The 25,491-nt window shown below is 69.2% G+C and carries 27 protein-coding genes and 1 pseudogene; 14 read left to right on the top strand and 14 right to left on the bottom strand.

Features of this window, described 5'->3' with window-relative positions; translation table 11 throughout:
• The first annotated feature begins 1 nt into the window (after nucleotide 1).
• From VF106_RS14195 to VF106_RS14180, 4 genes are all read left to right on the top strand, one after another.
• A complete protein-coding gene (locus VF106_RS14195; protein WP_330840141.1) occupies nucleotides 2–280 on the top strand; it encodes a YbaB/EbfC family nucleoid-associated protein in 279 nt (92 codons plus the stop codon).
• Nucleotides 277–636, top strand: coding sequence for a hypothetical protein (locus VF106_RS14190; RefSeq protein ID WP_330840140.1), 360 nt, complete (start codon nucleotides 277–279; stop codon nucleotides 634–636). The genes VF106_RS14195 and VF106_RS14190 overlap by 4 nt, the downstream gene beginning before the upstream one ends.
• Nucleotides 633–1,325, top strand: coding sequence for a WXG100 family type VII secretion target (locus VF106_RS14185; protein ID WP_330840139.1), 693 nt, complete (start codon nucleotides 633–635; stop codon nucleotides 1,323–1,325). Before VF106_RS14190 ends, VF106_RS14185 begins: the two co-directional genes overlap by 4 nt.
• Before the next feature lie 87 nt (nucleotides 1,326–1,412).
• On the top strand, nucleotides 1,413–2,516 hold the full coding sequence (locus VF106_RS14180) for a HEAT repeat domain-containing protein (protein ID WP_330840137.1): 1,104 nt from the start codon (nucleotides 1,413–1,415) through the stop codon (nucleotides 2,514–2,516).
• Between the two features lie 155 nt (nucleotides 2,517–2,671).
• On the opposite strand, the pseudogene VF106_RS14175 reads toward VF106_RS14180, so the two are convergent.
• From VF106_RS14175 to VF106_RS14165, 3 genes and pseudogenes are all read right to left on the bottom strand, one after another.
• Nucleotides 2,672–3,199 (bottom strand): annotated as a pseudogene (locus tag VF106_RS14175) (SigE family RNA polymerase sigma factor); the annotation flags it as partial.
• Nucleotides 3,200–3,210: 11 nt separating this feature from the next.
• The gene (locus VF106_RS14170; RefSeq protein WP_330840136.1) at nucleotides 3,211–3,651 is read right to left on the bottom strand and encodes a hypothetical protein; all 441 of its coding nucleotides are present in this window, start codon (nucleotides 3,649–3,651) and stop codon (nucleotides 3,211–3,213) included.
• 90 nt (nucleotides 3,652–3,741) lie between these two features.
• Complete coding sequence (locus VF106_RS14165) at nucleotides 3,742–4,677, bottom strand: helix-turn-helix transcriptional regulator (RefSeq protein ID WP_330840135.1); 936 nt, start codon at nucleotides 4,675–4,677, stop codon at nucleotides 3,742–3,744.
• A 79-nt stretch (nucleotides 4,678–4,756) separates the two neighbouring features.
• Between VF106_RS14165 and VF106_RS14160 the strand changes: the two genes are divergently transcribed.
• Nucleotides 4,757–5,416: a class I SAM-dependent methyltransferase gene (locus VF106_RS14160; RefSeq protein WP_330840134.1), complete on the top strand. Its 660-nt coding sequence runs from the start codon at nucleotides 4,757–4,759 to the stop codon at nucleotides 5,414–5,416.
• Between the two features lie 4 nt (nucleotides 5,417–5,420).
• Here VF106_RS14160 and VF106_RS14155 read toward each other — a convergent pair whose 3' ends face one another.
• Nucleotides 5,421–5,642, bottom strand: a complete 222-nt coding sequence (locus VF106_RS14155; RefSeq protein WP_330840133.1) for a diguanylate cyclase domain-containing protein — start codon at nucleotides 5,640–5,642, stop codon at nucleotides 5,421–5,423.
• Entirely contained in the window at nucleotides 5,639–6,877 is a 1,239-nt protein-coding gene (locus VF106_RS14150) for a sensor domain-containing diguanylate cyclase (protein ID WP_330840132.1), read from the bottom strand. The genes VF106_RS14155 and VF106_RS14150 overlap by 4 nt, the downstream gene beginning before the upstream one ends.
• Before the next feature lie 323 nt (nucleotides 6,878–7,200).
• Here VF106_RS14150 and VF106_RS14145 point away from each other — a divergent pair, with 323 nt between their 5' ends.
• Nucleotides 7,201–7,503 carry an NAD(P) transhydrogenase subunit alpha part 2 gene (locus VF106_RS14145; RefSeq protein WP_330840131.1) on the top strand — a complete coding sequence of 101 codons (303 nt, stop codon included), beginning with the start codon at nucleotides 7,201–7,203 and terminating at the stop codon, nucleotides 7,501–7,503.
• Nucleotides 7,500–8,870 carry an NAD(P)(+) transhydrogenase (Re/Si-specific) subunit beta gene (locus VF106_RS14140; RefSeq protein WP_330840130.1) on the top strand — a complete coding sequence of 457 codons (1,371 nt, stop codon included), beginning with the start codon at nucleotides 7,500–7,502 and terminating at the stop codon, nucleotides 8,868–8,870. The genes VF106_RS14145 and VF106_RS14140 overlap by 4 nt, the downstream gene beginning before the upstream one ends.
• 339 nt (nucleotides 8,871–9,209) lie before the next feature.
• On the opposite strand, the gene msrB is transcribed toward VF106_RS14140, so the two are convergent.
• From msrB to hisS, 3 genes are read right to left on the bottom strand one after another with little or no spacing between them, the layout of a single operon-like run.
• Entirely contained in the window at nucleotides 9,210–9,626 is a 417-nt protein-coding gene (gene msrB / locus VF106_RS14135) for a peptide-methionine (R)-S-oxide reductase MsrB (RefSeq protein WP_330840129.1), read from the bottom strand.
• 59 nt (nucleotides 9,627–9,685) lie between these two features.
• Nucleotides 9,686–9,997 carry a hypothetical protein gene (locus VF106_RS14130; protein ID WP_330840128.1) on the bottom strand — a complete coding sequence of 104 codons (312 nt, stop codon included), beginning with the start codon at nucleotides 9,995–9,997 and terminating at the stop codon, nucleotides 9,686–9,688.
• 10 nt (nucleotides 9,998–10,007) lie between these two features.
• Nucleotides 10,008–11,273 carry a histidine--tRNA ligase gene (hisS, locus tag VF106_RS14125; protein WP_330840186.1) on the bottom strand — a complete coding sequence of 422 codons (1,266 nt, stop codon included), beginning with the start codon at nucleotides 11,271–11,273 and terminating at the stop codon, nucleotides 10,008–10,010.
• Nucleotides 11,274–11,324: 51 nt separating this feature from the next.
• On the opposite strand from hisS, the gene ligD reads away from it, so the two are divergent.
• A complete protein-coding gene (gene ligD / locus VF106_RS14120) occupies nucleotides 11,325–12,374 on the top strand; it encodes a non-homologous end-joining DNA ligase (protein WP_330840127.1) in 1,050 nt (349 codons plus the stop codon).
• Between the two features lie 7 nt (nucleotides 12,375–12,381).
• Here the strand turns inward: ligD and VF106_RS14115 are convergent, their stop codons facing one another.
• Nucleotides 12,382–12,834, bottom strand: coding sequence for an Rv1352/Rv1906c domain-containing protein (locus VF106_RS14115; protein WP_330840126.1), 453 nt, complete (start codon nucleotides 12,832–12,834; stop codon nucleotides 12,382–12,384).
• A 193-nt stretch (nucleotides 12,835–13,027) separates the two neighbouring features.
• Here VF106_RS14115 and VF106_RS14110 point away from each other — a divergent pair, with 193 nt between their 5' ends.
• Nucleotides 13,028–13,231 (top strand): DUF8847 domain-containing protein, encoded by a 204-nt coding sequence (locus VF106_RS14110; protein ID WP_330840125.1) that lies wholly within the window; start codon nucleotides 13,028–13,030, stop codon nucleotides 13,229–13,231.
• A 48-nt stretch (nucleotides 13,232–13,279) separates the two neighbouring features.
• Here the strand turns inward: VF106_RS14110 and VF106_RS14105 are convergent, their stop codons facing one another.
• The 4 genes from VF106_RS14105 to VF106_RS14090 all read right to left on the bottom strand — a co-directional run bounded on the left by VF106_RS14105 (nucleotide 13,280) and on the right by VF106_RS14090 (nucleotide 16,996).
• Nucleotides 13,280–14,821 carry an alpha/beta hydrolase gene (locus tag VF106_RS14105; protein WP_330840124.1) on the bottom strand — a complete coding sequence of 514 codons (1,542 nt, stop codon included), beginning with the start codon at nucleotides 14,819–14,821 and terminating at the stop codon, nucleotides 13,280–13,282.
• Between the two features lie 75 nt (nucleotides 14,822–14,896).
• Nucleotides 14,897–15,961, bottom strand: a complete 1,065-nt coding sequence (locus tag VF106_RS14100) for an ATP-dependent DNA ligase (protein ID WP_330840123.1) — start codon at nucleotides 15,959–15,961, stop codon at nucleotides 14,897–14,899.
• Nucleotides 15,962–15,971: 10 nt separating this feature from the next.
• On the bottom strand, nucleotides 15,972–16,724 hold the full coding sequence (locus tag VF106_RS14095; RefSeq protein WP_330840122.1) for a pyrimidine reductase family protein: 753 nt from the start codon (nucleotides 16,722–16,724) through the stop codon (nucleotides 15,972–15,974).
• 107 nt (nucleotides 16,725–16,831) lie between these two features.
• The gene (locus VF106_RS14090) at nucleotides 16,832–16,996 is read right to left on the bottom strand and encodes a hypothetical protein (protein ID WP_330840121.1); all 165 of its coding nucleotides are present in this window, start codon (nucleotides 16,994–16,996) and stop codon (nucleotides 16,832–16,834) included.
• Nucleotides 16,997–17,132: 136 nt separating this feature from the next.
• Here VF106_RS14090 and VF106_RS14085 point away from each other — a divergent pair, with 136 nt between their 5' ends.
• From VF106_RS14085 to VF106_RS14065, 5 genes are all read left to right on the top strand, one after another.
• Complete coding sequence (locus VF106_RS14085) at nucleotides 17,133–18,758, top strand: ABC-F family ATP-binding cassette domain-containing protein (RefSeq protein WP_330840120.1); 1,626 nt, start codon at nucleotides 17,133–17,135, stop codon at nucleotides 18,756–18,758.
• Nucleotides 18,759–18,920: 162 nt separating this feature from the next.
• Nucleotides 18,921–21,359, top strand: coding sequence for a CLIPPER-2 domain-containing protein (locus VF106_RS14080; protein WP_330840119.1), 2,439 nt, complete (start codon nucleotides 18,921–18,923; stop codon nucleotides 21,357–21,359).
• Between the two features lie 3 nt (nucleotides 21,360–21,362).
• Nucleotides 21,363–22,043, top strand: coding sequence for a class F sortase (locus VF106_RS14075; protein ID WP_330840118.1), 681 nt, complete (start codon nucleotides 21,363–21,365; stop codon nucleotides 22,041–22,043).
• A 150-nt stretch (nucleotides 22,044–22,193) separates the two neighbouring features.
• The gene (locus VF106_RS14070; RefSeq protein WP_330840117.1) at nucleotides 22,194–23,762 is read left to right on the top strand and encodes a CLIPPER-2 domain-containing protein; all 1,569 of its coding nucleotides are present in this window, start codon (nucleotides 22,194–22,196) and stop codon (nucleotides 23,760–23,762) included.
• 34 nt (nucleotides 23,763–23,796) lie between these two features.
• Complete coding sequence (locus tag VF106_RS14065; protein ID WP_330840116.1) at nucleotides 23,797–24,498, top strand: transporter substrate-binding domain-containing protein; 702 nt, start codon at nucleotides 23,797–23,799, stop codon at nucleotides 24,496–24,498.
• Here the strand turns inward: VF106_RS14065 and VF106_RS14060 are convergent.
• Nucleotides 24,454–25,401, bottom strand: a complete 948-nt coding sequence (locus tag VF106_RS14060; protein WP_330840115.1) for a TetR/AcrR family transcriptional regulator C-terminal domain-containing protein — start codon at nucleotides 25,399–25,401, stop codon at nucleotides 24,454–24,456. The genes VF106_RS14065 and VF106_RS14060 overlap by 45 nt on opposite strands.
• Nucleotides 25,402–25,491 lie beyond the last annotated feature (90 nt).

Below are 25,491 nucleotides of genomic sequence, written 5' to 3'. Positions count from 1 at the left end.
ATTGGACGCCACCGAAGTGGTCGCGCGAATGGACGTCGACCTCGAACGAACCCGGCAGTGGGTCGAGCAGCTGCGCAGGACGACGGTGACCGAGGAGATCGGCCGCGGCCTGGGCAAGGTCGTGGTGAACGGCTACGGCCACCTGCAGTCGGTCACCGTCGACCGGGAGGCGTTCCACATGGTCGGCGAGGACGTGCTGGCCACGAGGATCGTCGACGCGGTCAACCGGGCGGAGAGCAGGGTCGAGCGGCTGCGCGCCGAAGAGGGAGGCTTGCGGTGACCGACTTCCGGGTGGCGCCGGAGGCGCTGCGCAGGATGGCCACGGAGTACGTCGACGCGGGCAACGAGTGGGCGAAGATGATCGCCGTGCTCGACGCGGCCGATTTGGGCGAGAACGACCTGGGACTGCTCGGGCAGATGGCCCAGTTCCCCGCCGCCTACGACGCCACGCGGAATTTGGCCGTCAGGGAGCTGAAACAGGGACAGGAAGCGCTTGCCGACGCGGGACGCGTTCTCAGCGACGTCGCGAAGCACTACGAGGAGAAGGACTTCGAGTTCTACAAGAAGTTCGGGTACCTCGACGAGATGTCCGACGCCGTCGCAAACCTCGGCGCGCCCAAGGGGAGGCAGCGATGACCACGATCGCATTGCCGAAGCCGTCCGAACAAACCATCCGCACGCTCCAGGAGTGGGCCGCCAAGGTCGGCGGCGAGATCAGGCGGGCCGTCGACGAGGCGGTCAAGTTCGTCCAAATGGGACTCGGCAACCCGGGCAAGCTGGACGCGGTCCGCGACGCGTGGAACGTGAAAGCGGTCGAGCACGTCGCCACCGCGGCCAACGGCGTCGGCGGCAGTGCCTTCTCCGACCTGAAAGTCCGATGGTCCGGGCCAGCGTTCGAGGCCTTCGACGACTACCAGGGCAAGGTCAAGGCAACGTCGGACAAGGTGCAGACGGCACTCAAGGGCGTCGGCACCGCGCTGACCAGCGCGAGGAACGCGGTCACCGACACCTACGTCGCCGTGGTGGACCTGATGACCGCGACTTCCTCGGCCATCCTCAAGTTCACCGGAAGCCTCGCGGGCAGTGTCCAGGTCGACGTGGCGAACCTCCTCGGCCAGGTCGCGCAGGCCATCATCGACCTGCTGACCAACTTCTTCAACCAGTACTCCAACGCCGTCAAGGAGGCGTTGAAGGCCATCGCCAAGTACAAGAACGCCGCGAACGAAGCCGCGGCCGCGATCGCCACCCTCGGCAGGGGAATGATGCCGGAACTGCCCCGATCAGCCCGCGACGCGAGTTCGTACGTCCCGAAGAAGGCCCGCTGAGGCGGAATCTTCGTTGAGTTCGGCCGCCGCCCCGTGTGACAGTTTGAGCCGAAAGCTTCAGTCACTGGAGGGTATGTCGTGGTTTGAATGCTGGATGACATCGACTGGGGATCGCTCAAACATGCCTACGGACGCGCGACCGACACCAGGGCGCACATCGTGGCTCTCACCGAGACGGACCCCGAAGCCTGGGAAGTCGCGATCGACCATTTGTACGTTGCCGTGCTGCACCAAGGGTTTCCCGAGAAGGCGACAGCCCCGGCGGCCCGCGTCCTCACGCACCTGCTCGCCGAGGGCGACATAGCTCCGGGCGCCCGTGCCGCGGTCATCGAGTACCTCGGCGCGGTCGCCGACGCGACCGCGATGGCGGAAGAGGAGAAGTACTGGAGGCGCCTCCTCCCGGGACTGCAGGAGGCGATCCGCCAGTCCTGTCCCGTGGTGTTCAGCTTCCTCGACAACGAGGACCCACGGCTGCGGAACACGGCCGGGGAAGCCGCGGTGTCGCACGTCAAGACCCTTGCCCTGGCCGAGGAGAAGCCCGTCGTCATCGCACTTCTGCGCCGGTGGGCCGACCATCTGCCAACGAACCGCGCCCGCTGGGTACTGCGTCTCGGGGAACTCGGCGACGACATCCAGTGGTTCCTCACCCATCCGGACACGGACGTGCGTGTGTGCGCCGCGCTCGCAGAGTCTGTCGCCCACAGCGAAACCGCCACGGACATCATCATCACCGCGCTGTCGGACGAGGCCGACCGCCTGCGCCAGGCCGGCACACCGGAGCCCGACGACGGACCGGTCGACAGCCTGGAGGAGTACGCCACCGCGGTGTGGGAAGCCAGCACGCGCCTCTACTCGCTCGCCGACCTCGTCAGCGCCGCCCTGGCCAGAGCCGGCTTCCACCGCATCGCCGAACCGGCCATGACGATCATTCGCCACTCGAACTGGACCTTGGTCGACACCACGTGGGGTCCGCTCGTCCGGGCCGCGTTCCCCACACACCGCAGACGGCGGCGCAGGCGTGCCGTCGAGCGACCGGTCGGCCTGTCCGCCGTACAACGCGATGTCGTGGCGGCTCTGGTCGCCAACCCACGCATCTGGGACTACCAGAACGGCAACGTCTCGTCGGTGTTCATGGACGCCGGTCTCCCGTTCGAGCGGGAAACCTGCGCCCAGATCGCGCGCGAGTCCTAACGGGTCGTGTCGACGCCTGCCGGTGAGGTGAGGGGCCTGCCGGTGGGCGAGGTCGCCGGTGTCGTCGTCGTTGGGGGATCGGCGGGCTCGACCGGCTTGGGCGGTGTCGTCGCGAACGCGATGGCCACGACGATCGCGATGATCATCGCGACGGTGGCGGCCGCCGCGGCGAGCACGGCGAAGTGTGGGCCGAGGCGTTTGCGGAGGGTGGCGAGGCCGCGGGCGCTCTGGCTCTTCACGGTCCCGGTCGACAGGCCGAGCTCCTCGGCGGTCTCCTCGACGCTCAGGTCGTGCAGGTACCGCAGTACCAACACTTCCTGCTGCTTGGGCGACATGTGGGACAGGGCGCTGAGCACGAGTGTCCGGTCCTCGTAGCCGCCCTGCTCGGCGCCGGTCTCGGGCACCGCGTCGGTCAGTTCCTCACGGCCGCGCCACGGTCGCCTTCGCTCGTTGAGGTACACCCGAAGCACGACCTTGCGCGCGTAGGCGTCGAGCGCGTCGCCCTTGTGCAGCCGGGGCCAGACCCGGTACAGCGTGAGCAGCGCGGTCTGCGTGATGTCCTCGGCCTGATGCCAGTCACCACACAGCGAGTACGCGGTCGCCCGCAACGATCGCACCCGCGTGCCGAAGTACCGGGCGAACTCGTCGTCCCACGGCGAGTCCGGCCCGGTACCCCGGTTCACGGTGTCGGTGGTCACCGAGGCGCGGTCCCCGGTGACGTCGCGGGCTGGCCGTTCGGCGAGGTCTCTGGCCGTGCGGGTGAGGTCGCGGGCTGGCCGTTCGGCGAGGTTTCCGGCCGTGCGGGTGAGGTCGCGGGGCGGCCGTTCGGTGAGGTTTCCGGCCTCGCGGGTGAGGTCTGAGGCCGCCCGTTCGGCGAGGTCTCCGGCCGTGCGGGTGAGGTTTCTGGCCGCCCGTTCGGCGACGTCTCCGGCCTCGCGGGTGAGGTCTCGGGCTGGCCGTTCGGTGACGTCTCAGGCCTGCCGTTCGGCGAGGTGATCGGCGCGTCCACCTGGGTGCCGGACGGTTCGCTCGGCGCGCCGCCACCCGACGCGGCCATGGCCGTCCCGGTGATGGCGCCGCCGACGACCACCAGACCCGCCACGGCCAACCCGATGCGTGTCTTTCGACCTCGCACATGTCCTCCTCGTACTGCCGGCGCGGCCCGGTGCCGCGCCCCTTCACTAGTTGAAAGGCAGGGCGGCGCCGGGAGGTTGCACCGAATATCTCAGCCGGATTCCACCAGCGCGAACGGGTCCTGACGTGCCGCGCCGGCCTGCCGCCACCGCGCGGGGCTCATGCCGTGTGCCCTGCCGAAGGTGCGGGCGAAGTAGCCGGCGTCGGGGAACCCTACCCGTCTACCCACCTCGCCGATGGACAGTTCGGTCGCGGCGAGCAGGCGTCTGGCCTGAACCATGCGTCGTTCGGTGATCCACTGTTGCACGGTACGGCCGGTCTGCCGCCGAACCGTAGAGGTCAGATGGCCTGGTGAGATGTTCACGGCGGCGGCCACGTCACGCAACGACAGTGGCTGCGGGTAGCGCCGCTCGATGACGTCGAACACCTCGGCGAGCAGTGGTTCCCGGTTCTCACGCAGGTCGCCGACGACGTCCGCGGCCAGGCGGGACACGTCGACCAGCAGCAGCACCAGATGGGCCGGCGCGGCCTCGCGATAGCCGTCTCGCCGCCGCACCAGTTCGTCGTGCAGGGCCTCGATCCTGGCGACCCAGCCGGCACGGTCCGGCTCTGGCACCCGCAGTCGCAGCGCCCCGATCGCCCCGCCCCGCACGAACGGGAACAGCAGCGGGTGGGTACGCCATGCCAGGTGGGCGCCGGGGACGTCCGGCCCCAGCGCGTCGGCGGTGAAGAACACGCCCCAGCCGTTGCTGCCGGCCAGGTCGGTGGCGTGGATGTGGCCCATCACGTCACCGGGCGCGATCACGAACAGGTTGCCCGCCTCGATCGGCCAGGTGCGGCGCCCGGTGCGCAGGAGCCCACCGTCGGTCTGGAAGTACGCCAGACCGGGAAAGTCGTGCATGTGCTCCTCGAAGGAACCCGTGGCGTCCCGGCCGTGCTCGAGCCGCCAGGTCGCCACCGGCAGCTCGCCGGGCGCCGGCAGCCTCGAGTAGGTCGCCGGCCGCCCGCGGTCCGGTGCAGTTCGCACGCGCTCCATCGCAAAATCATCCCATCGAAGCCACGAATCGGCGCATACACGCAGCTCTTGACGCAGTCAGAATAGTGACATGACCGAAAGAAAGTCTCATTCGCCCGTGGAGCGGGAGTACGTCCCTGGCATGGGCAAGCATTACCTGCTGCCGTTCTACGACGTGGTGTCCTTCGTGTTCGGGCTGCGCCCGGTCCACCAGGAGATGATCACGCTGGCCGGCTTGCGGGACGGGCACCGGGTGCTGGACGTCGGCTGTGGGACCGGGAACCTGTTGCGGGCCACGGGCAAGCGGCACCGCGGGGTCGAGCTGGTCGGGCTGGACCCCGATCCGAAGGCGCTGGCCCGTGCCGGACGCAAGGCGCGACGGGCGGGCGTTCGCGTGCGGCTGGACCTCGGGTTCGCACAGGAACTGCCCTATCCCGACAGCTCGTTCGACCGGGTCTTCTCCAGCCTGATGCTGCACCACCTGGACACCGCGGCGAAGGACGCGTTGCTCGCCGAGGTGCGCCGCGTCCTGCGGCCCGACGGGCTGCTGGTCCTGGCCGACGCGGTCCACGACGAGCACGGCCACGGACACCGACCGATGCGCGAGCACATGCACGACAACATCGGTGACGCCGTGTCACGACGGATCGCCGCGGCGGGGTTCCGTGTGGAGCCGACCCGCCTCACGGCACTGCGGGTCGGTGGTCGGATCGGCATCGAGATCGCCCGCCCGACCCGCCCCGCGTCGTGAATCCCTAGTCCCGCGCGGCCCGGCAGAGCCTGGCCGTGACCTGGTTGCGGCCGCTGTCCTTGGCCTGGAGGACGGCGACGCTCGCCTCCTCGACGGCCTCGGTGACCGTGGTGTCGCGACCGACCTCGACCACCCCGATGCTGACCGTCACGACCCCGCCGGGGTTGCCGCGGTGTTCGATCCCAAGGCCTGCCACGGCGAGCCGGATCCGCTCGGCGACGGTCATGGCCTCACCGAGATGGGGCCGGGCAGGAGGACGGTGAACTCCTCGCCGCCGTACCGGTAGGTCTGGTCGCCGGTGCGCACTGTTCGGGCGATGGTCTGGCCGACCTCGCGGAGCGTCTGGTGGCCGGCGAGGTAGCGGTAGGTGGTGTTGTAGCTGTGGAAGTGGTCGATGTCGATGAGCAGCAGGCTGTACGGTGTGCCGGAGTCGTGCTGCCGCGCGTGGTCGGCGTCGAAGGCGGCCGGGTTCGGCAGCCCGGTCCGCTGGTCGATGGTCGCCGCCTGGGCGAGGGCCTCGTTCTCCCGGCGCAGCAGTTCGACCTGGTAGGCGAGCAGGTCGACCTGTTGCTTGCGTGCCAGCATCCAGTCCGCCATGTCGTCGCGGTACACGACCGCGCGGCCGGGGCCGATGGCCTTGGCCCGGTACATGGCGAGATCGGCCTGCCGTAGCACGACGTCCGGCTTGGTTTCCTGACGCAGGAACGCGATCCCGGCCGACGCGGTGACCCGCACGACGAGCCCTTCCACCACCGTGAGCGGGGCGCCGACCACGGCCAGCATCTTCGCCGCGATGTCGCGGGCCTGTTCCTCGCTCGCCCGGTCGAGGAGTACGGCGAACTCGTCCCCGCCGATGCGCGCTGCGGTGCCCCGCCCGGCGATGACGGTGGAGAGGACGGACGCGATGCGCCGGAGCACCTCGTCACCGACCGCGTGGCCGTGCTTGTCGTTGACCATCTTGAAGTGGTTGAGATCCAGGTACACGAGCACGGGACCCGGGCCCGAGGCCGGCGCCCCGCGTGCCGCCTGGGCCAGCCGGAGCCGAAAACCGGTCCAGTTCGCCAGGCCGGTCTTCGTGTCGGAGTTCAGCAGCCGAGCCAACTTCCTGGACTGCTCGGCCGAGCCGGTCACGTCGAGGGCGACGACCAGGAGCCCGCCGACCTCCGCCACCGCCGTCAGGTCGCGGACGATCAGATCGACGCGCCGGTCGGCCGACCCCTCGACCGGGATCGCGCACGTGCACCGCGAAGCGCTGTCCGCGCTCGCGGCCTCCAGGAACGTGCCGACCACCGCCGCGTCCTCGACGGCCACCAGATCCGGCAGTGGCCCGTGCGAGCCACCGAACAACCGGGCAGCTGCGGGCGACGCCCACCGAATGCCGAGATCACCGGGATCCAGCACCAGTACGGCGGCGTCGCCATGTTCGAACAACAATCGGTAGAACTCTTTGCCACCACTCATCGGTTCCCCCTGAGCCGAACTTCGTGGAACTGCCGACGCGCCCAGTGCGAAAACCAGGAGACGCCGGCCCGAACCACCGGCGACGCCTACCCCCAGTCGCACTCATGTCATGGACCAGCAGGATCACCTGCCACCACGGGATGTTCGAGCGCTGCCTCCAGTATCCCAGGTCGCGCCACGGAAATACACCCTTTGCGGACCCGAGGACCCGTCGCGACAAGGCCTTACGCTGTTTCACGTGCCGATTTCGAATGGGGCCATTCGAAAGCTTGGTAAATTCGAGGCCTGGTGTCCCGCCGTCGGCGAGAAGCGGAGTGTCCTCAATGGATGGAAGTGCACTGCTCACGATCTTCGTGTTGGCGATCTTCGTTGGCTACGAGGTCATCTCCAAGGTGTCCAGCACACTGCACACACCGCTGATGTCCGGGTCCAACGCGATCAGTGGCATCGTGCTCGTCGGCACCATCGCGGTGGCCGCGCACACCGAGTCGACGGCGATCTTCGTGCTGGAGCTGGTCGCCATCGTGTTGGCCAGTGTCAACCTCGTCGGCGGGTTCGTGGTGACCGACCGGATGCTGCGGCTGTTCCGATCCCGCGGCAGGAAACAGAAGGAGCCTGGCGCGTGAGCGAGAACTGGGCCGCTTTCTTCTACCTCGTCGCGGCGGTCTGTTTCATCGTCGCGCTCAAGGGACTGTCCTCACCGAGGACGGCACGGTTGGGGAACGTGGTGGGCGCGGCGGGGGCGTTGGTGTCCGTGCTCGTGGTGATGGCCGTGCATCGCCCGGACCGGCTGGTGTGGATCCTGATCGCGATCGCGGTCGGTGGGGCGATCGGCACGCTCGCCGCGCAGCGCGTCGCGATGACCGCCATGCCGCAGATGGTGGCGCTGTTCAACGGCGTCGGCGGGGCCGCGGGTGCGATGGTGGCGCTGCTCGAACTCGCCGAGGGCACGAGCGATGCCGTCCCGCACCTCGCGGTCACGGCGTTCACCGTCCTCATCGGATCGATCACGTTCTCCGGCTCGCTGCTCACGTTCGCCAAGCTGCAGGAGATCGTGACCGGCCGCCCGATGGTCTTCCCCGGCATGCGGTGGGTCGCCGCTGTGAGCGTGGCCGGCTCGCTCGCCACCGGCGTCTGGGTCACGCTCACCGGCTCGGTGCTCGGCGCCGTGCTGCTCGCCGCGCTCACTCTGGGGCTCGGACTCCTGCTGGTGCTGCCGGTCGGTGGCGCGGACGTGCCGATCGTGATCTCGCTGCTCAACGCGTTCAGCGGGATCACCGTGACGGCGAGCGGGTACGTGCTGTCCAACACGCTGCTGATCGTCGCCGGCACACTCGTTGGCGCGTCGGGCACGCTGCTGACCAAGATGATGGCCGACGCGATGGGCAGGTCCCTGGTGAACATCCTGTTCGGCGCGTTCGCCGGCGGGTCGACGCTGGGCAGCACCACCGAGTCCGACCGACCGGTCCGCTCCGGCGGCCCACCCGACATCGCGATCCAGCTCGGCTACGCCCGCAAGGTGGTCGTGGTCCCGGGGTACGGCCTCGCGGTGGCCCAAGCGCAGCACACGATGCGGGACCTCACGGACGCCCTGGAGAGCCGGGGCGTCGAGGTCACCTACGCGATCCACCCGGTGGCCGGACGGATGCCCGGCCATATGAACGTGCTCCTCGCGGAGGCGGACGTGCCCTACGACAAGCTCAAGGAGATGACCGAGGTCAACCCCGAGTTCCGCACCACGGACGTCGCACTGGTCGTAGGCGCGAACGACGTGGTGAACCCGGCCGCACACACCGAACCGGGCTCACCGATCTACGGCATGCCGATCCTCGAGGTGGCACACGCGGCGTCGGTCGTGTTCCTCAAACGCTCCATGAGACCAGGCTTCGCCGGCATCGAGAACGAGCTGCTGTACGACCAGAAGACAACGCTCCTGTTCGGCGATGCCAAGGAGTCGCTCAGCAAGCTGCTCGCCGCGGTGAAGAACCTGTAAGTGTTGATCTACGGCACGCCCGCCGTCACACTCGACGACGCCGGATAAACATGGAGGAATTCATCACACGCTGGACATCGGCAGCGATGACACGTCGCCTGACTCGGCAGTCGAGTGCGAGGTCGACTTCTCCTCCATTTCCAGGCCCTTCCAGCTCGACACACTGTTCTTGGCAACTCGCACACGGGCTGCCGATCTGGCGGACCTGAAAAGGGCTCTCGACTGGATTATGGAACGCCTCCCGATGGACGTAGGCGTCATTGGCAACGACAACGGGAATCTTTGGTCAGCGGGACGACTCGGAGCAGACCCTCGGTAGAGGTGCCCGTTGGATCGGGATCACTCTTTGGGTACCAAGCGCAGTGAGATCGAGTTGATGCAGTACCGCTGGTCGGTGGGGGTGCCGTAGCCCTCGCCCTCGAAGACGTGGCCCAGGTGCGAGTGGCAGTTCGCGCACAGCACCTCGACGCGGACCATGCCGAGCGTGCGGTCCTCCCGGAGGATGACCTTGTCGCCGGCCAGCGGGCTCCAGAAGCTGGGCCAACCACAGTGGGAGTCGAACTTGGTGTCGCTTCGGAACAGTTCGGTGCCGCAGGCGCGGCACTCGTACACGCCCTCGGTCTTGGTGTCGGTGTACTCGCCCGTCCACGGCCGTTCGGTGCCGGCTTCCCGCAGCACCGCGTACTCCTCGGGCGTCAGCTGCTGGCGCCACTCCTGCTCGGACTTCACCACGGGCGGCGACTGGTCGGTTTCCATGCTTCCAAACTACGCGGCACAGCCAGGCGCAGAAAAGTTGAGCGTAGGACGCGCAACTTTCAGCGGGTGAACGTCTCGAACACGTACACCAGCGCGTCCCACGCGGTGACGGTCACGCCGAGCAGGATCAGGACCACCAGGATGCCGGCCATCAGCTTGTAGTGCCCGCCCAGTCGGTTGGCCGAGTCCGCGAAGTCACGCATGTCCGCCAGGTAGCCCTCGACCGTGTAGCTGGAGTGCACACGGTGCTGCCGCGCCAGGTGCGCCGCGAACGCCTGTGTCTCCGGGTCGTCCGGGTCCAGGCCGATCAGCTCGTCCTCGACACGCGGCGACTTGTCCGGGTCGTCGGGGAACGACGAGGTGGTCGCCATGCCGAATACTCTACGTCCTCTTTTCGCCGAGGCGGCGTTCCTCGACCGCCCCTTCCTGGTCCGCGCGCAGGTGCACGAACGACGTGAAACCCCACTCCTCCAACCTGCCGAGCTGCGCGCCGAACTTGCCGGACCGGCGTACGGGCGAGACCGTGCGACCCTCCGCGCGCAGCTCCCGGGCCGTGGTCAGCACCGCGCTGACCGGCGTGTCCGCCTCGTACAGCACGGCCACCGCGTCACGGGCCGGTGCGGCGCCGAGCAGGTCCACGATCCGCTCGAAGCCGATCGAGAAGCCGCACGCCGGCACGTCCGTGCCGAGGAACCGGCCGATCAGCTGGTCGTACCGGCCGCCGCCGGCCACCGAGCCGCCCGACGCCGGGTGGGTGATCTCGAAGATCTGACCCGTGTAGTACCCCATGCCGCGGACCAGCGTCGGGTCGAACTCCCACGTCAGGTCCGGCAGCGCGGCCAGGCCCTCGGCCGTGGTGGCGAGATCGGACAGCACGTCGTCGCCAACGTCAGGCAGCGCGCTGGACAGCTCGTCGGCGATCTTCGCGGCGTCCACGCCCTGCAGGCTCGTGATGGTGTCGGCGACGCGGGCGATCGTCGCCTCGTCGAGACCCACCCGGTCCGCGAGCTCCGCGCGCACGCCGTCCCAGCCGATCTTGTCCAGCTTGTCGAGCGTGATGAACAGGCGGTCCCAGCCCTGCGCCGGCACCCCGGCGTGCGACGCCAGCGCGGACAGGAACCGGCGGTCCGACAGGCGGACGGTCGTGCCGGCCAGCCCGGCCGAGGCCAGCGCCGCCGACGTCGCCTCGATCAGCTCGACCTCCGCGAGCACACTCGGCTCGCCGAGAAGGTCGATGTCGCACTGGTAGAACTGCCGGTAGCGGCCCTTCGCCGGCCGCTCGGCCCGCCACACCGGTCCGAACTGGAACGAGCGGAACGGCTGGGGGAGCGTCGCACGGTTGGCGCCGTAGAAGCGGGACAGCGGCACGGTCAGGTCGAAGCGCAGGCCAAGGTCGACCAGCTCCGACAGCGACGTGTCGGCGGCCACCGTCGGCTCGAGACCGCGGCGGAGCACCTGGTAGATCAGCTTCTGGTTCTCGCCGCCCTGACCGCCCTGCAGACGGTCGATGTTCTCCAGCGCGGGCGTCTCGATGCGCTGGTAGCCGTAGCGTTGGTAGACCTCCGTGATCCGCGCCAGGACATGATCACGCACGGCGACGGCCGCGGGCAGCAGGTCACGGGTTCCCCTCGCGGGGGTCAGGTCCATCTTCACGCCTACAACGCTACTGGGCGGGGCATGCGAGTTTAGGCTGACCCGGTGGCCACTGGTGTTATCGAGTTTGATGTGGACGGGCACACCGTGCGGGTGTCCAGCCCCGACAAGCCGTACTTCAAGGAGTTGGGCGTCACGAAGTCCGACGTCGTGCGGTACTTCCTGGCCGTCGGTGACGGCATCCTCGGCGCGCTCCGCGACCGGCCAACGACGCTGGAACGCTGGCCGGGCGGGGTGTTCGAGGGCGCGAAGCTCTCGACGCGCGCCGACAGCAGGGGCGACGCGTTCTACCAGAAGCGCGTGCCGAAGGGCGCTCCCGACTTCGTCGAGACCGCCCGCATCACGTTCCCGAGCGGCCGCCCGGCCGACGAAGTGTGCCCGACCTCGCTCGCGGTGGTCGTGTGGGCGGTGAACCTCGGCACGCTGACGTTCCACCCGTGGCCGGTCCGCCGCCCCGAGGTCGACCACCCCGACCAGCTGCGTATCGACCTGGACCCACAGCCGGGCACGGACTTCCACGACGCGGCCCGGGTCGGGTTCGCGCTGCGTGAGCTGCTCGCCTCGCTGGGCATGGAGGGCTTCCCGAAGACGTCCGGCGGCCGCGGACTGCACGTGTACGTGCCGATCGAGCCACGCTGGACGTTCGTCGAGGCGAGGCGCGCGGTGATCGCCCTCGGCCGCGAACTGGCCCGCCGCATGCCTGACGACGTGACGATGAGCTGGTGGAAGGAGGAGCGCGGGGAGCGCGTGTTCATCGACTTCAACCAGATGGCGCGGGACCGCACCATCGCGTGCGCCTACTCGATCCGGCCGACACCCCGCGCGCAGGTCTCGGCCCCACTCAGCTGGGACGAGCTGGACGACGTCACACCGGCCGACTTCACCGTCCTGACCATGCCGGACCGCTTCGCCAAGGTCGGCGACCGTCACGCCGACGTCGCCACGAAGGCGTTCTCACTGGAACCCCTCCTGGACATGGTGGCGAGGGACGAAGAAAACGGGGAGGGCGACATGCCCTATCCGCCGGAGTACCCCAAGATGGCCGGCGAGCCGAAGCGCGTGCAACCGTCCCGCGCCCGGCCGGACACGCCATGAAAGGCCCTCAGCCGACCTTCAGCCATGGTTGGCAGCCGGCCGTTTCCACCAGTTCGTCCGGGTTGACGGTCAGGGTGCTGGGGCCGGTGATCACGCCGTTGTCGATGATCCCGCCGCCGCCGTCGGTTCTCGTCCAGTAGCAGCCGCCCGCGTTGGTGCCGCTGGGGCCGGTCGTCTGGTAGATGCCCGGTGCCACCTCGACGCCGACCCGGTGGATGCCGTCGAGCAGAGCGGTGGCCGGGACGGACGGGGGCGGTTCCACGGTGACCGTGACGCTGACCGTCGTGGTCTGGAACTGGGTTGCGGTGACCGTCACCCGTTGCGGTGGTTGGTCGGCTGCCCGTTCGGAGTTGGCCGCGGTGCCGACGACCGCCGCGACGGCCGTGACGACGACGCCGGCCACCGTCAGCACCACCCAGGGCCACACCGGCCACCGGTGCTGTGGCGTCGGTGTCGACATGTGCTGCTCCTCACGGCCATGCGGATGCACTAGCGTTCGTCATGATTGTCGAAACCGTTACGGCTCCGCGACATCCAATGCGGTGAACATGTGCCGTACGTCGAGTTTCGCTGCTGGACGGGACGTCGCGGTTGATTTCGGCCGGATCACAAGGAAGCATCGAGGGGAAGACCGGCTGCGGAAGGAGGTCGTCGTGACACAGCAGTACATCGTGCGATACGTGGGTGGGCCGCTGGACGGGCGCGTCGACACCCTGCCCGACCTACCCGAGCAGCCGAAGGACACGGTCACCCACGTGCATCTGCACGAGGGCCCCAAGATCGTGCACCACTACGACCTCAGCTACGCGGTCGAGTACGGCTGCGAGTACCGGGTCCGCGAAACCGACGCCTCATAAGCTCCATTGTGGACACTCGTGTTTCCGTTGTCCGCCAAGGAAAGGTGATCAGGGCGGGCACACCGTGCCGTTCCTCGGCACCGCGGCGTCGGAGAGGAACCTGTTCGCCACGTCGGTGGCGCACGTGGACGCACCCAGCGCGCCGTGACCGCCGCCCTGCCACGTCACCAGTACGCCGGTGTCGAGCTGCTGCGCACCCCGTTCGGTGCCCTCGAGCGGGGTGATCGCGTCGCTCGCCGTGGCGAGTACCAGGATCGGTGGCGCGCCGCGACCGGTGGGGGTCGGCAGCGGGTGGTCGGGGATGGACCACGGCGCGCAGAACGCGAGCTGCTGGGCGGCGATCGGACCGAAGAGCGGGTACTTGTCCTGCCATTCGGTGGCCGCCTTCGTCACCTGTTCGGGCGATAGGCGGGTGCCCATGTCGTTGCAGGTCGTGACGAGGCCGCCGTCGATGGCGGCGGCCTGCTCCCTCGAGCTCACCACGTACGGGGCAAGCAGGGCGGCGAGCCCACTGCCGTCGCCGCTCCTGGCGGCCGCGAGCGCACTGGACAGCACCGGCCACGTCCTGCGGTCCGACAGCCCGATCAGCACCGCGTGCATGGCGGAGCCGGCGGTGATGGCGAGTTCCGTGCTCTGGATCGGCGTGGCACGCAGCTGTCCGAGCAGCTCGAGCAACGCGCGCTCCGGTTCGCCGCCGAGCTCGCAGCCGCGCTGGACGCAGTCGGCGGAGAACGCGTCCCACGCCGCCTCCCCGCCCTTGGCCAAGCCCTCGTGGGCGAGCTGGGCGTCGGCGGTTGGGTCCGGCAGGCCGTCGAGCACGAACCGGCCCACCCGATCGGGATACCGGTCGGCGAACATGCTCACGACGCGTGATCCCTCGCCGTGCCCGATCGCGTTGAGCCGGTCGACGCCGAGCGCTCTGCGCAGCGCGTCGAGGTCGGCGGCGGTGCGCCACGTGTCGAGGGCCGGTAGCTGGCTCTCCAGCTTGATCGCACACTGCTGGCCCGCCGTCTGCGCGGCCTCGAACCAGGCGTCGACCTCGAGCGCGGCCGGGTCCTGTTCGATCATGTCCAGCCGGATCTCCGGCGGCACGCAGTCCACGGCTGCCGAGTTGCCGGTGCCCCGCCGGTCCATCCCGATCAGCTGGAACTTCTCGAAGAACGCCTGGGGGAGAGTGGCCGCGAGCCGCGCCGCGTAGACGGTGCCGGGCAACCCGTCGACGTCGTTGAGCACGGCGATCGGCACGGGCCCTGCCCCGGCGCGGAGCACCTGGATGCGGGCGGTGCCGCGGCCGGGCGCGTAGGGGGAGTCGAGCACCCCGTTGACGCGCCCGCACTCGACCGGCAGCCACGCGGGCAGCTGCTGTGCGGTGAGGGCGGTCTGCACCTCGGCGGAGCAGGTCCGCCACTGGATCGTGGAGTCGGCGTCCTCGAGCGGAGGCAGCTCGTTCGGCGCGACGGAGGGCGGGGCCGTCGCCTCTCCGGCATCGTTGGTGATGATCTCGGGCCGGTTGGATGGGCCGGCCGTGCAGGCCGACAACACCACCGTCGCGGCGACCAGCGTGGCCACATGTACTCGCCAGGCCGTCACCGCGCGAGTCCTCCCATCGTCCCAACCGACGAACCAGAGCGTCGCACGGTGGAGGTGAGACGACCGTGAGCAGACCTACGCGAGCACGTCCGCCAGGTCGAACTTCACGGGCTCCTCCAGCTGCTCGTACGTGCACGACCGGGGCTCGCGGTCCGGGCGCCACCGCGAGAACTGGGCGGTGTGCCGGAACCGGACCCCTTCCATGTGGTCGTAACGCACCTCCACCACCCGCTCCGGGCGCAACGGCACGAACGACAGGTCCTTGCCCGCCTGCCACCGGCTGCCCTCGGCGTTGCGCGGCGTCCGCGTCCCCTCCTCCTGCCGCGCCCACGCCCACGGGTGTTCGTCGAACGTGGTGACCAGCTCCTGCATCTCCTCGAACAACTCCTCCCGCCTGGCCAGGGGGAACGCGCCGATCACGCCGACGCTCGCGAGCACACCCTCGTCGTTGTACAGGCCGAGCAGCAGCGACCCGATCCGGTTGGGGGCGGTCTTGTGCACGCGGTAGCCGGCGACGACGCAGTCCGCGGTCCGCTCGTGCTTGATCTTGAACATCGTGCGCTTGTCCGGCTCGTAGAGGCCGTCGAGCGGCTTGGCGATCACACCGTCCAGCCCCGCGCCCTCGAACTGGGCGAACCACTCCTGCGCCACGTCGGGATCCGTGGTGGTCCTGGTCAGGTGGATCGGCGCCTTCGCCGGGGCGAGCGCCTCCCCCAGGGCGGCGCGGCGGGCCGAGAACGGCTGCTCGGTGTAGTCCATGTCGTCCAGCGCCAGCAGGTCGAACGCCACGAACTTGGCGGGCGTGGTCTCCGACAGCATCTTGACCCGGCTCGCCGCCGGGTGGATCCGCTGCGCGAGCACCTCGAAGTCGAGCCGGTCCCCGGTCGGGCCCACCACCACGATCTCGCCGTCGACGACGCACCGCGGCGGCAGGTTCTCCATGACCGCCTCGACCAGCTCCGGGAAGTACCTGGTCATCGGTTTCTCGTTGCGGCTGCCGATCTCGACGTCGTCGCCGTCCCGGAAGATGATCGAGCGGAAGCCGTCCCACTTCGGCTCGTAGCTCATCTCCCCGGTGGGGATCGTCTTGACCGGCTTGGCCAGCATCGGCTTGACCGGCGGCATGATCGGCAGCTGCATGCCGCCATTCTCACCCGGTTTCCGCCGCCCTGCGATAGCGCAGCATCAGAAAACCCTCGTCGGCGAGCACCGACTCGAGGGTGAGTCCCATGGGTGCGTCCTCGGCCGGTAAACCGTCGGCGATCCGGACCGCCCCGGCACCCGCCAGCAGCGGCGCGACCGTCAGGCACAGCTGGTCGACCAGCCCGGCCGCGATCATGTCAGCGAACAGCGTCGGCCCGCCCTCGCAGCAGACCCGCAGCAGCCCCCGGTCGGCCAGCGCGGCCAGCGCGAGCCCGGCGTCGACCCGCTCGTCCCCCGCCACGACCACGTCGGCGCCCGCCGCCGTGACCTCCTTGCGCCACACCACCGGCGACGACTCCGACGTGATCAGGATCGGCGGCACGGTCGTGGCGGTGATCAGCGGCGACGACGGCGGCACCGAGCCCCGCCCGGTCACCACCGCGATGGGCGGGACCTCCGACAACCCCAGCCGCTCCCGCCGCGACGCGCGCAGCTCGGTGCGTTTGACCCCCTGGTACTGCTCGGCGAGCGCCGTCCCGGCACCGACGAGCACGACATCGGCGAGATCGCGCCCGAGCGCGAACACCTTCTTGTCGGCAGGGCTGGACAGACCACGTGAACGCCCGGACACCGTGGCGGCGCCATCAGCACTGGAGACGAAGTTGACCTGCACGAACGGCGCGGTCAGCTCGGACGGGTAGTCGTACAGCTCCTCGAGCGCGCGATCGTCAAGCGGGGGACCGGGGGTGAGCAGGAACATGCCCCAATCCCAGCACGACCGCGCCTCACGTGCTCCTCGCAGGCTCCGAGCACGCGGTCGCCGGTCGTGCGTGCCAATGGTTCGCTCCGCAAGCTCCGCTCACGGATCTACCGGCGCTTGCCGTTCCGGTGCTGGTTGACGAGGGCCCACACGGACACCGACTTGTCCTCCTCGCCGCCGCGGGAGGCCCTTCTGGCGGTGGACGGTTCGGCGCGCCCGGCGCCGGCCTCGAGTTCCTGTCGGATCTGGTCGTAGATCGGGGTATCGGACAAAGTACCCATCCTTCCCGTCGTAAGCCAAACCCTCGCAGGCTTACGCAGCGTACCCTCATCGATCCACATCGCCGCGAACGGGGTTGCGGAAGAAAACAGTTCGCCTCAAACCGCCCGACAAAGGACGATCTGCGGTATGGGAGCGGGATTTCTGGAGGCCAACGGCCTCGCCCACAAGCTGGACGACGGCCGGCAGCTGTTCCGGGACGTCTCGTTCCGCGTCAGCACGGGGCAGGTGGTGGCGCTGGTCGGGGCGAACGGCGCTGGTAAGACGACTCTGCTTCGCATGCTGTCCGGCGAGCTGACGCCGGGGGCCGGTGGTCTGACCGTCCAAGGTGGACTCGGGGTGATGCCGCAGTTCATCGGCTCGGTGCGGGACGACCGGACCGTCCGGGACCTGTTGCTGGCCGTCGCGCCCGCGCCGTTGCGGAAGGCCGCGAAGGACCTGGACGACGCCGAGCTGGCCATGATGGACACCGACGACGAGCCGACCCAGTTGCGTTACGCGACCGCTCTCGCGGGGTGGGGTGAGGCCGGCGGGTACGACGTCGAGGTGCTGTGGGACACGGTGACCGTCGCGGCGCTCGGGGTGCCGTACGACCGCGCCCAGTTCCGCTCGGTGTCCACCCTGTCCGGCGGCGAGCAGAAGCGCCTCGTCCTGGAGGCGTTGTTACAGGGCCGTGAGCAGGTCCTGCTGCTCGACGAGCCGGACAACTATCTCGACGTGCCGGGCAAGCGGTGGCTGGAGGACCGGCTCGCGTCCTGCGGCAAGGCGGTGCTGCTGGTCAGCCACGACCGTGAGCTGCTCGCGACCGCCGCCACGCACGTCGTGACCCTCGAGGGCGGCACGACCTGGGTGCACGGCGGCGGGTTCGCCACCTGGCACGAGGCGCGGGAGGCCCGCTGGGAACGCATGGCCGAGCTGCGCAGGCGCTGGGACGAGGAGCACGAGAAGCTCAAGGAGCTGGTCCGCAACCTCCAGCAGGCGGCCATGATCAGCGACGCCATGGCGGCGCGGTACAAGGCCGCGCAGACCAGGCTGCGGAAGTTCGAGGAGGCCGGCGCGCCGGCGTTGCCACCCAGGACCGAGCGCGTCCAGCCGAGGCTGCGCGGCGGGCGCACCGGGCTGCGGGCGATCCAGTGCGCGTCGCTGGAGCTGACCGGGCTGATGAAGCCGTTCGACCTGGAGGTGTTCTTCGGCGACCGGGTGGCGGTGCTGGGCTCGAACGGGTCCGGCAAGAGCCACTTCCTGCGTCTGCTGGCCGGTGATCCGGTCAACGCGTCCGGTGCGTGGAAGCTGGGCGCGCGGGTCGTGCCCGGCCTGTTCGCCCAGACACACCAGCATCCCGAGTGGGTCGGCCGGACACTGCTGGACGTGCTGTGGCGCGGCGACGGCGCTCGCGGCGGCCTGGACGAGGGCGCGGCGTCGGCCAAGCTGTCCCGGTACGGCCTGGCCGGCTCGCGGTCGCAGCGGTTCGAGACGCTCTCGGGCGGTCAGCAGGCCCGTTTCCAGATCCTGTTGCTCGAACTGTCGGGCGCGACCCTGTTGCTGCTCGACGAGCCGACGGACAACCTGGACCTGACCTCGGCGGAGGCACTGCAGGACGCGCTGGAGGCGTTCGAGGGCACGGTCTTGGCGGTCACGCACGACCGCTGGTTCGCGAAGTCCTTCGACCGCTTCCTCGTGTTCCGCTCGGACGGTCAGGTGTCCGAAGTGGATGAACCGGTCTGGGACGAGGCCAGGGTCCGCCGGGCGCGCTGAGACGGCGCGATATTCAATTCACACCAAAGGGTGGTCCTTCGAGGCTGGGCGCGGCGGTTCGGTAAACCAGCTGATACAACGGGAAGCCATCACGCCGGCGACCACAAAGACGATTCTCGGCATTGTCGGAATGGCGCCTCGGCTCAATCTCGGAGGCCCGTTGTGGCAAAGCGCACGCCTGCGTTGTTGCTCGTGTCGACCATCCTGACGGCCACGTGTGCCGCGGTGCTGCCGGGCGGGTCCTCGGTCCGTGCCGCGCCCGGCACACCCGGGGTGCCGGGCGCTCCGACGCTCCTGTACGTCGAGGACTTCGAGAACGGCACGGGGGTCACCGAGCTCGAGTCCTATGTGTCCGACACCGGTGTCACCTACACGGCCGACTCGTACTGGCTGCGGGCGGCCCGCTGCAACGGTTTCATCCTGGCCGCCAACGACGGCGCGCGGCCGGCGGGGTACTGCAACGCCTCCGATGCGAGGTATGGCAACGTACGGTCGCAGGCGCACGCGGTCGGCCTGCTCACCAACCCTGCCACCGCGGCGACCAACCGCACGGTGTCCTCGCTGTCGACAGGAAACATCGACAGCGACATTCCCGACGACCCGGACGGTCCGCTGGTGCCGGCGGTCATGTTCCGCACGGTCGACCAACTGGATCTCCCCACGGAAAACCGGTTCGTGGCGTTCTCCGTCGACGTCGCGGCGAGCTTCTGCGCGTTCACGGATCCGCTGCTGCGTTTCTACACGCGAAATGACGTTGGCACCGAAACCCCGGTGTCGGCCACCGCGATCAACCCGTGCACCGATCCCAACCGGCGGACGACGACGATCAACGGCCTCGAGGTCAGCTACGGGTCCTTCGCGGCCAGCACCTCGCAACTCCTGACAGGTGAGTCACTCGGGATCGTCCTGCGTAACGAGGCGCTCGACTCGTACGGCAACGACGCCGCGTTCGACAACATCCGCGTGCTGGACGTCTCTCCGCAGTTGGACAGGTCCTTCTCGCCGGCGTCCGTCGCGGTCGGCGGCGTATCGACCCTGACGTTCACGATCACCAACACCACCGACCTACTGGCCAAGAACGGGTGGGGGTTCACCCAGAGTCTCCCGGAGGGTCTGACGGTCGCGACGCCCGCCGGGGTCGGTGGCACGTGTGACGCCGCCACGGTGGCGACCCCCGGCGGCTCCACCATCACCGTGACCGGTGGCGTGTTGTCGGCCGGTCAGGTCTCCTGCACGATCACGGTGGACGTCACGTCGAGCACCCCGGGGCCGAACGACCCGATCTCCAAGCCCTATCAGATCTGTTGGGTCGACCTGTCCAACGTCGTCGGCCTCAACCTGCCGAACTGTGCCGGCGTGGAGTTCCACTCGGCACCCAGCCTCAGTTTGGCGAAGTCGGCGAGTCCCTCCTCGGTCACCGAAGCCGGCGAGACGATCACGTACTCCTTCCTGGTGACCAACAACGGCACCGCGACGTTGAGCGACATCGGTGTCGACGAGACCGAGTTCACCGGCACTGGCGGGGTTCCGGCGGTGTCGTGTCCAGTGTCGACACTGGCGCCGGGAGCACAGACCACCTGTACGGCCACGTACACCGCGACCCAGGCGGACGTGAACGCCGGGCGCGTCGAGAACGTCGCGGTCGCGTACGGCACCGCGCCCGGGGCCGGCAACGCGACGGGTTCGCCGCCCGACGACGCGACGGTGACCGCGTCGGCCGCGCCCGCCCTCACCGTGGACAAGAGCGTCAGCCCCTCCGATGCCGAGTCGTTCGCGGTCGGCCAGTTGATCACGTACTCGTTCGTGGTGACGAACACCGGAAACGTGACGATGTCGAACGTCTCCGTCAACGAAGGCGCGTTCACCGGCGCAGGTGACCTGTCGCCGGTCACCTGCGGGTCAGACGCGGCCTCGCTGGCGCCCGGCGCGCAGGTGATCTGCACCGCGACCTACACGATCGTCCAGGCCGATGTGGACGCCGGCGGGATCGACAACGACGCGACCGCGACCGGGACGCCGCCGTCCGGCCCCGCGGTGGAGTCGCCCTCCGACGAGGTGCGGCTTCCGGCCACCCGGCGTCCACAGTTGACCGTCACCAAGACCGCCGACAAGCAGACGGTCACGACGACCGGCGAGGTGATCACGTACTCGTTCCTGGTCACGAACAGCGGCAACGTCACGATGACCGACATCGACGTGCGGGACACCGAGTTCTCGGGCACCGGCGCGCTGTCGCCCGTCACCTGTCCGGTCTCCTCGCTGGTGCCGGGCGAGACGACGACCTGCACGGCCACCTATTCGGTGATGGAGGCGGACCTGCGGGCGGCCAGGATCGACAACGGTGCGACGGTGCTGGGCACACCGCCGGGGAGCGACACGCCGGTGGAGTCGGCCTCGTCGAGGGCGACGGTCGCCGCGCACGCACTCACCCCGTCGGTGCGACCCGCGCTGATCAACACCGGTGTGCCGGACAACGGCACCGGAACCGACGTCGCGAGGACGGTCGCGGGAGTCATCGTGATCGTCGTGGTACTCGCAGGAGCCATCGCCGTGCTGCGGTACGCGCTACCGCGTCGCCGCGTACCGAGCCACCGGAAGTGACACATGCGCGGGCGTGCTGTCGGCAGCGTCAAGGTTGGGCGCGCTGACAGCACGCCGGCGGGCCGCCGGCTGCTGCTCCTGGCGAGTTCGGTCGTCCTGCTGGCCGGCCTGGTCGCCGGTGTCGGTCTCGTCGTGGACGGGGTCACACCGGAGCCACCCGCTCCGGCGCCGCTACCGCGCCACAGCTTCAGCCTCCCCGCCGGACCGCTGCCCCCGCTGCCGCCGTCAGAACAGCCCGGCGCGGCCGACTGCTCCCCAACTCCCGGCCCGTCGCGGATCGTCATTCCCAGCCTGTGTGTCGACGGGCCGGTCGTTCCGGTGTCCGTCCTGCCGAGCGGGGAGCTGGAGATTCCCAGGAACGTGCGGCAGGTCGGCCGGTGGGACGCCGGCGGCACGTTGCTCGCCGGACACGTGAACTCCGTGGGACAGGGCCGCGGGGCGTTCGCCGACCTGTACCGCATCCGGCCTGGAGCCGCTGTCCACCTGACGGACGAGGTCGGCGCCCTCACGCGCTGGCGGGTGACCGAGCTGGAGTATGTCGTGAAGGCGGAACTGCCCGCCGACCTCGTCGACGACGCCGGCCGGCGCCTGGTCATGGTGACCTGCGGCGGTCCAGTTGAGACAGTCCCCGGACGCGGGAACACCTACCGGAACAACATCATCGTGACCGCGCTCCCGCTGTGACGGCTTGTTCACACCAACGGGTGGTACTCGACGCTCGGCACGGCAGGTCGGCAAAACTGCTGGTAGAACGGGAAGCCGTCACGTCGGCGACCACAAGACGATTCTCGGCCTCGTTGGAATGGCGCCTTGGCTCGATCTCGGAGGCCCGTTGTGGCAAAGCGCAGCCGTTACTTCGGCAGGCTGTTCCTGGCGACGATCCTGACCGCGACCTGTGCGGCGGCGCTGCCGGGTGGGCCCGCGACTCTGGCGGCGCCCGGCACTCCGGTCGGGCCCGGCGCTCCGCCGTTCCTCGTGTACGCCGAAGGCTTCGAGAGCGGCTCCGGGGTCACGGAGTTCGAGTCCTATTTGGCCATTGGGGTCAAGTACACGGCCGACCCGTACTGGCTGCGCGCGGCCCGCTGCAACGGCTTCGTCCTGAGCGCCGAGGACGTCATGCGGCCGGCGGGCTCCTGCAACGCCTCCGATGCCAACTATCGCAACGTACGAGCGCAGGCGCAGGCCCTCGGTCTGCTCACCGACCCGGCGAACGCGGCGGGCAACCGCGCGGTGTCGACACTGACGTCGGGAAACGCGAACAGCGACGTCGCGTTCGATTCGGACGGTCCGCTGGTGCCGGCGGTCATGTTCCGCACGGCCACCCAACTGGCTCTGCACGCGAAGGACCGGTTCGTGACGTTCTCCGTGGACGCCGCGGCGAGCTCCTGCCAGTTCACCGATCCGCTGTTGCGCTTCTACCTGCGAAACGGCGCCGGAGTCGAATCACCTGTGTCGGCCTCCGCGCTCAACCCCTGCACCGACCCCAACCGGCGAACGGCACGGATCAACGGCGTCGACGTCAGCTATGTGTCCTCAGTGGCCAGTTCCGCGATGCTCCTGAGGGGCGAGTCGTACGGGATCGTCGTGCGGAACGAGGCGCTGAACTCGCTCGGCAACGACAGCGCGTTCGACAACCTTCGCCTGCTGGACGTCTCGCCGAAGCTGGACAAGGCCTTCTCGCCGACGACCGTGGCGGTCGGCGGCGTGTCGACCTTGACGATGACGGTCACCAACACCACGGACCTGCTGGCCAAGAACGGCTGGGCCTTCACCGACACACTCCCGGTGGGCCTGAGGGTCGCGACGCCCAGCGGGGTCGGTGGGACGTGCAACGCGTCCACGGCAGCGACTCCCGGGGGCTCCACCATCACGGTCACGAACGGCACCATGCGGGCCGGCCAGGTCTCCTGCACGATCACGGTGAAGGTCACCTCGAACACCCCGGGGCCGAACGACCCCACGTCCAAGTCCTATCGGAACTGTTCGACCAACCTCTCCAACGTCGTCGGCCTGCAGCCGCGGCACTGCGCCTTCGTCGAGTACCACTCGACACCCAGGCTCAGCGTCGACAAGTCGGTGAGCCCCACCATGGTCACCCATGCCGGCCAGGTGCTCACGTATTCCTTCCTGGTGACCAACACCGGCACCGCGACGATGAGGAACATCGGTGTCCGCGAGACCGTGTTCACGGGCACGGGTGGGGTTCCGTTGGTGTCGTGTCCGGTGTCGACACTGACACCGGGAGCGCGAACCACCTGCACGGCCACGTACACGGTCACCCAGGCGGACGTGAACGCCGGGGGGATCAGGAACACCGCGGAGGCGTACGGCACTCCACCCCTGGCCGGCAGGTCGACGGGTTCGCCGTCCGACACCGCGACGGTGACGGTGCTGCGTTCCTGACTCAGGAGGTTGCCGCGGAGGATAGTCTTCGTTGGTGAACTCTGCTGACGATCTCGCACCGACCGGCGTGCTGCGGGCCGCCATCAACCTCGGCAATCCTGTGCTGGCGCACGGCACTCCGGACGAACCGGGCGGTGTCACGGTCGACATCGCCCGAGAGGTGGGGGCGCGCCTCGGGGTGCCGGTGGAGTTGGTGTGCTTCGACGCGGCCCGCAAGTCGTTCGAGGCGCTGAGCACCGGACGGGCGGACATCTGCTTCCTCGCCATCGAACCGGCGCGGGAGGCCGAGGTGGCGTTCACCGCGCCGTACGCCGAGATCGAGGGCGTGTATGTCGTGCCGGGAGACTCACCGATCAGCCGACCGTCCGATGTGGACAAGCTGGGAGTCCGGGTCGGGGTGAAGCAGGGCTCGGCATACGACCTGTTCCTCACCCGCACACTCCAGCACGCGACCGTGGTGCGTGGCACCGAGGGCGTCGACGTGTTCCGCGAGCGGGGGCTGGAAGTCGGGGCGGGCATTCGTCAGCCGGTGACCGCCTATGTCGCGGCGAATCCCGACCTGCGCGTGGTCGAGGAGCGGTTCATGGCCATCCGGCAGGCCGTTGGCACGACGAGGTCAAGGAAACCCGAGACCGTCCAGTTCCTTTGGGACCTCGTCGAGGAGCTGAAGGCCAGTGGCTTCGTCGCGGAGTCACTGCGACGGGCGGGCCAGGCGGAGGCCGCCGTCGTGCCGTGACGCGTCCGCCACCAGCGCGGCGAAACCGTCGAGATGACGGGCCAGGCTGTACTCGAACAGTCCGTCCAGATCGGACACCGCGTCCGCCGGAATCGTTGCCAGTAGCGGAAAACGGTCGCTCGCGAGCAGTTCGTCCGCCTGTCTCCGCTGCGTCAGCCACCACTGGTCGAGTGGCATGCCGGTCTCCTGCTCCGCCTCGATCTCGTCCGCCAGGGACAGTGCGGCGGTGACGACCAGTCCGTGCAGCGTCAGTGCCTCGCGGACTTGAATGGCCATTGGTAGTCCGAGCCCGTCGAGTGCACGCAGGGTCCACTCGGTGTGGGCCATCATGTTCGGCACGAGCAACGGGCGGGTGAACGAGACGGCCCGGGGCAGCCAGGGGTGGCGCCGGCACAGTGCCCACTGCTGGCGGGAGATCAGTTCGAGCTTGGCCCGCCACCCGTCCGGGCCCGGGTCGGGTAGATCGGGTTCGCCGAAGACTTCGTCAGCCATCTGCGTCACCAGTTCGTCCTTGTTGGCCACGTGCCGGTACAGCGACATGGGCCCGGAGCCGAGCTGCGCCGCGAGCCGCCGCATGGACACCGCGTCGAGTCCCTCGGCGTCGGCGATCGCGATGGCCGTGCGGAGCACGTGCTTCCTGGTCAGAGCCTGTTTGGGGACGCCCTGCCGGTTTGGTGTCGTCCGCTGCTGGCGGGCGCTGACCACCGTGCCGGCGCCGACCTTCGCCTCGACCAACCCCTCGTCGCGGAGTGCCGCCATCACCCTGGTCGCGGTCGCGACCGCGACGCCCCATCGCTGGGCGATCTGCCGGATGGACGGCATCCGATCGCCGGGTCGCAGATCGCCGTTCAGGATCCGGGCTCGGATCTCGCCGGCGATCCGTTGGTAGGGCGGGTCGGTCACTGGTCAGCCTCCCAAATGTACTAGTTCACTTTCTGCGTACATTAGTGCACTTTTCGGCTGCACAGAGGGGATTTCGGGCAGCTAGATCAA

This window comes from Actinophytocola sp., from assembly GCF_036378875.1.
Classification (GTDB): Bacteria; Actinomycetota; Actinomycetes; order Mycobacteriales; family Pseudonocardiaceae; genus Actinophytocola.
This window is presented reverse-complemented; position numbering and strand designations above follow the sequence as displayed.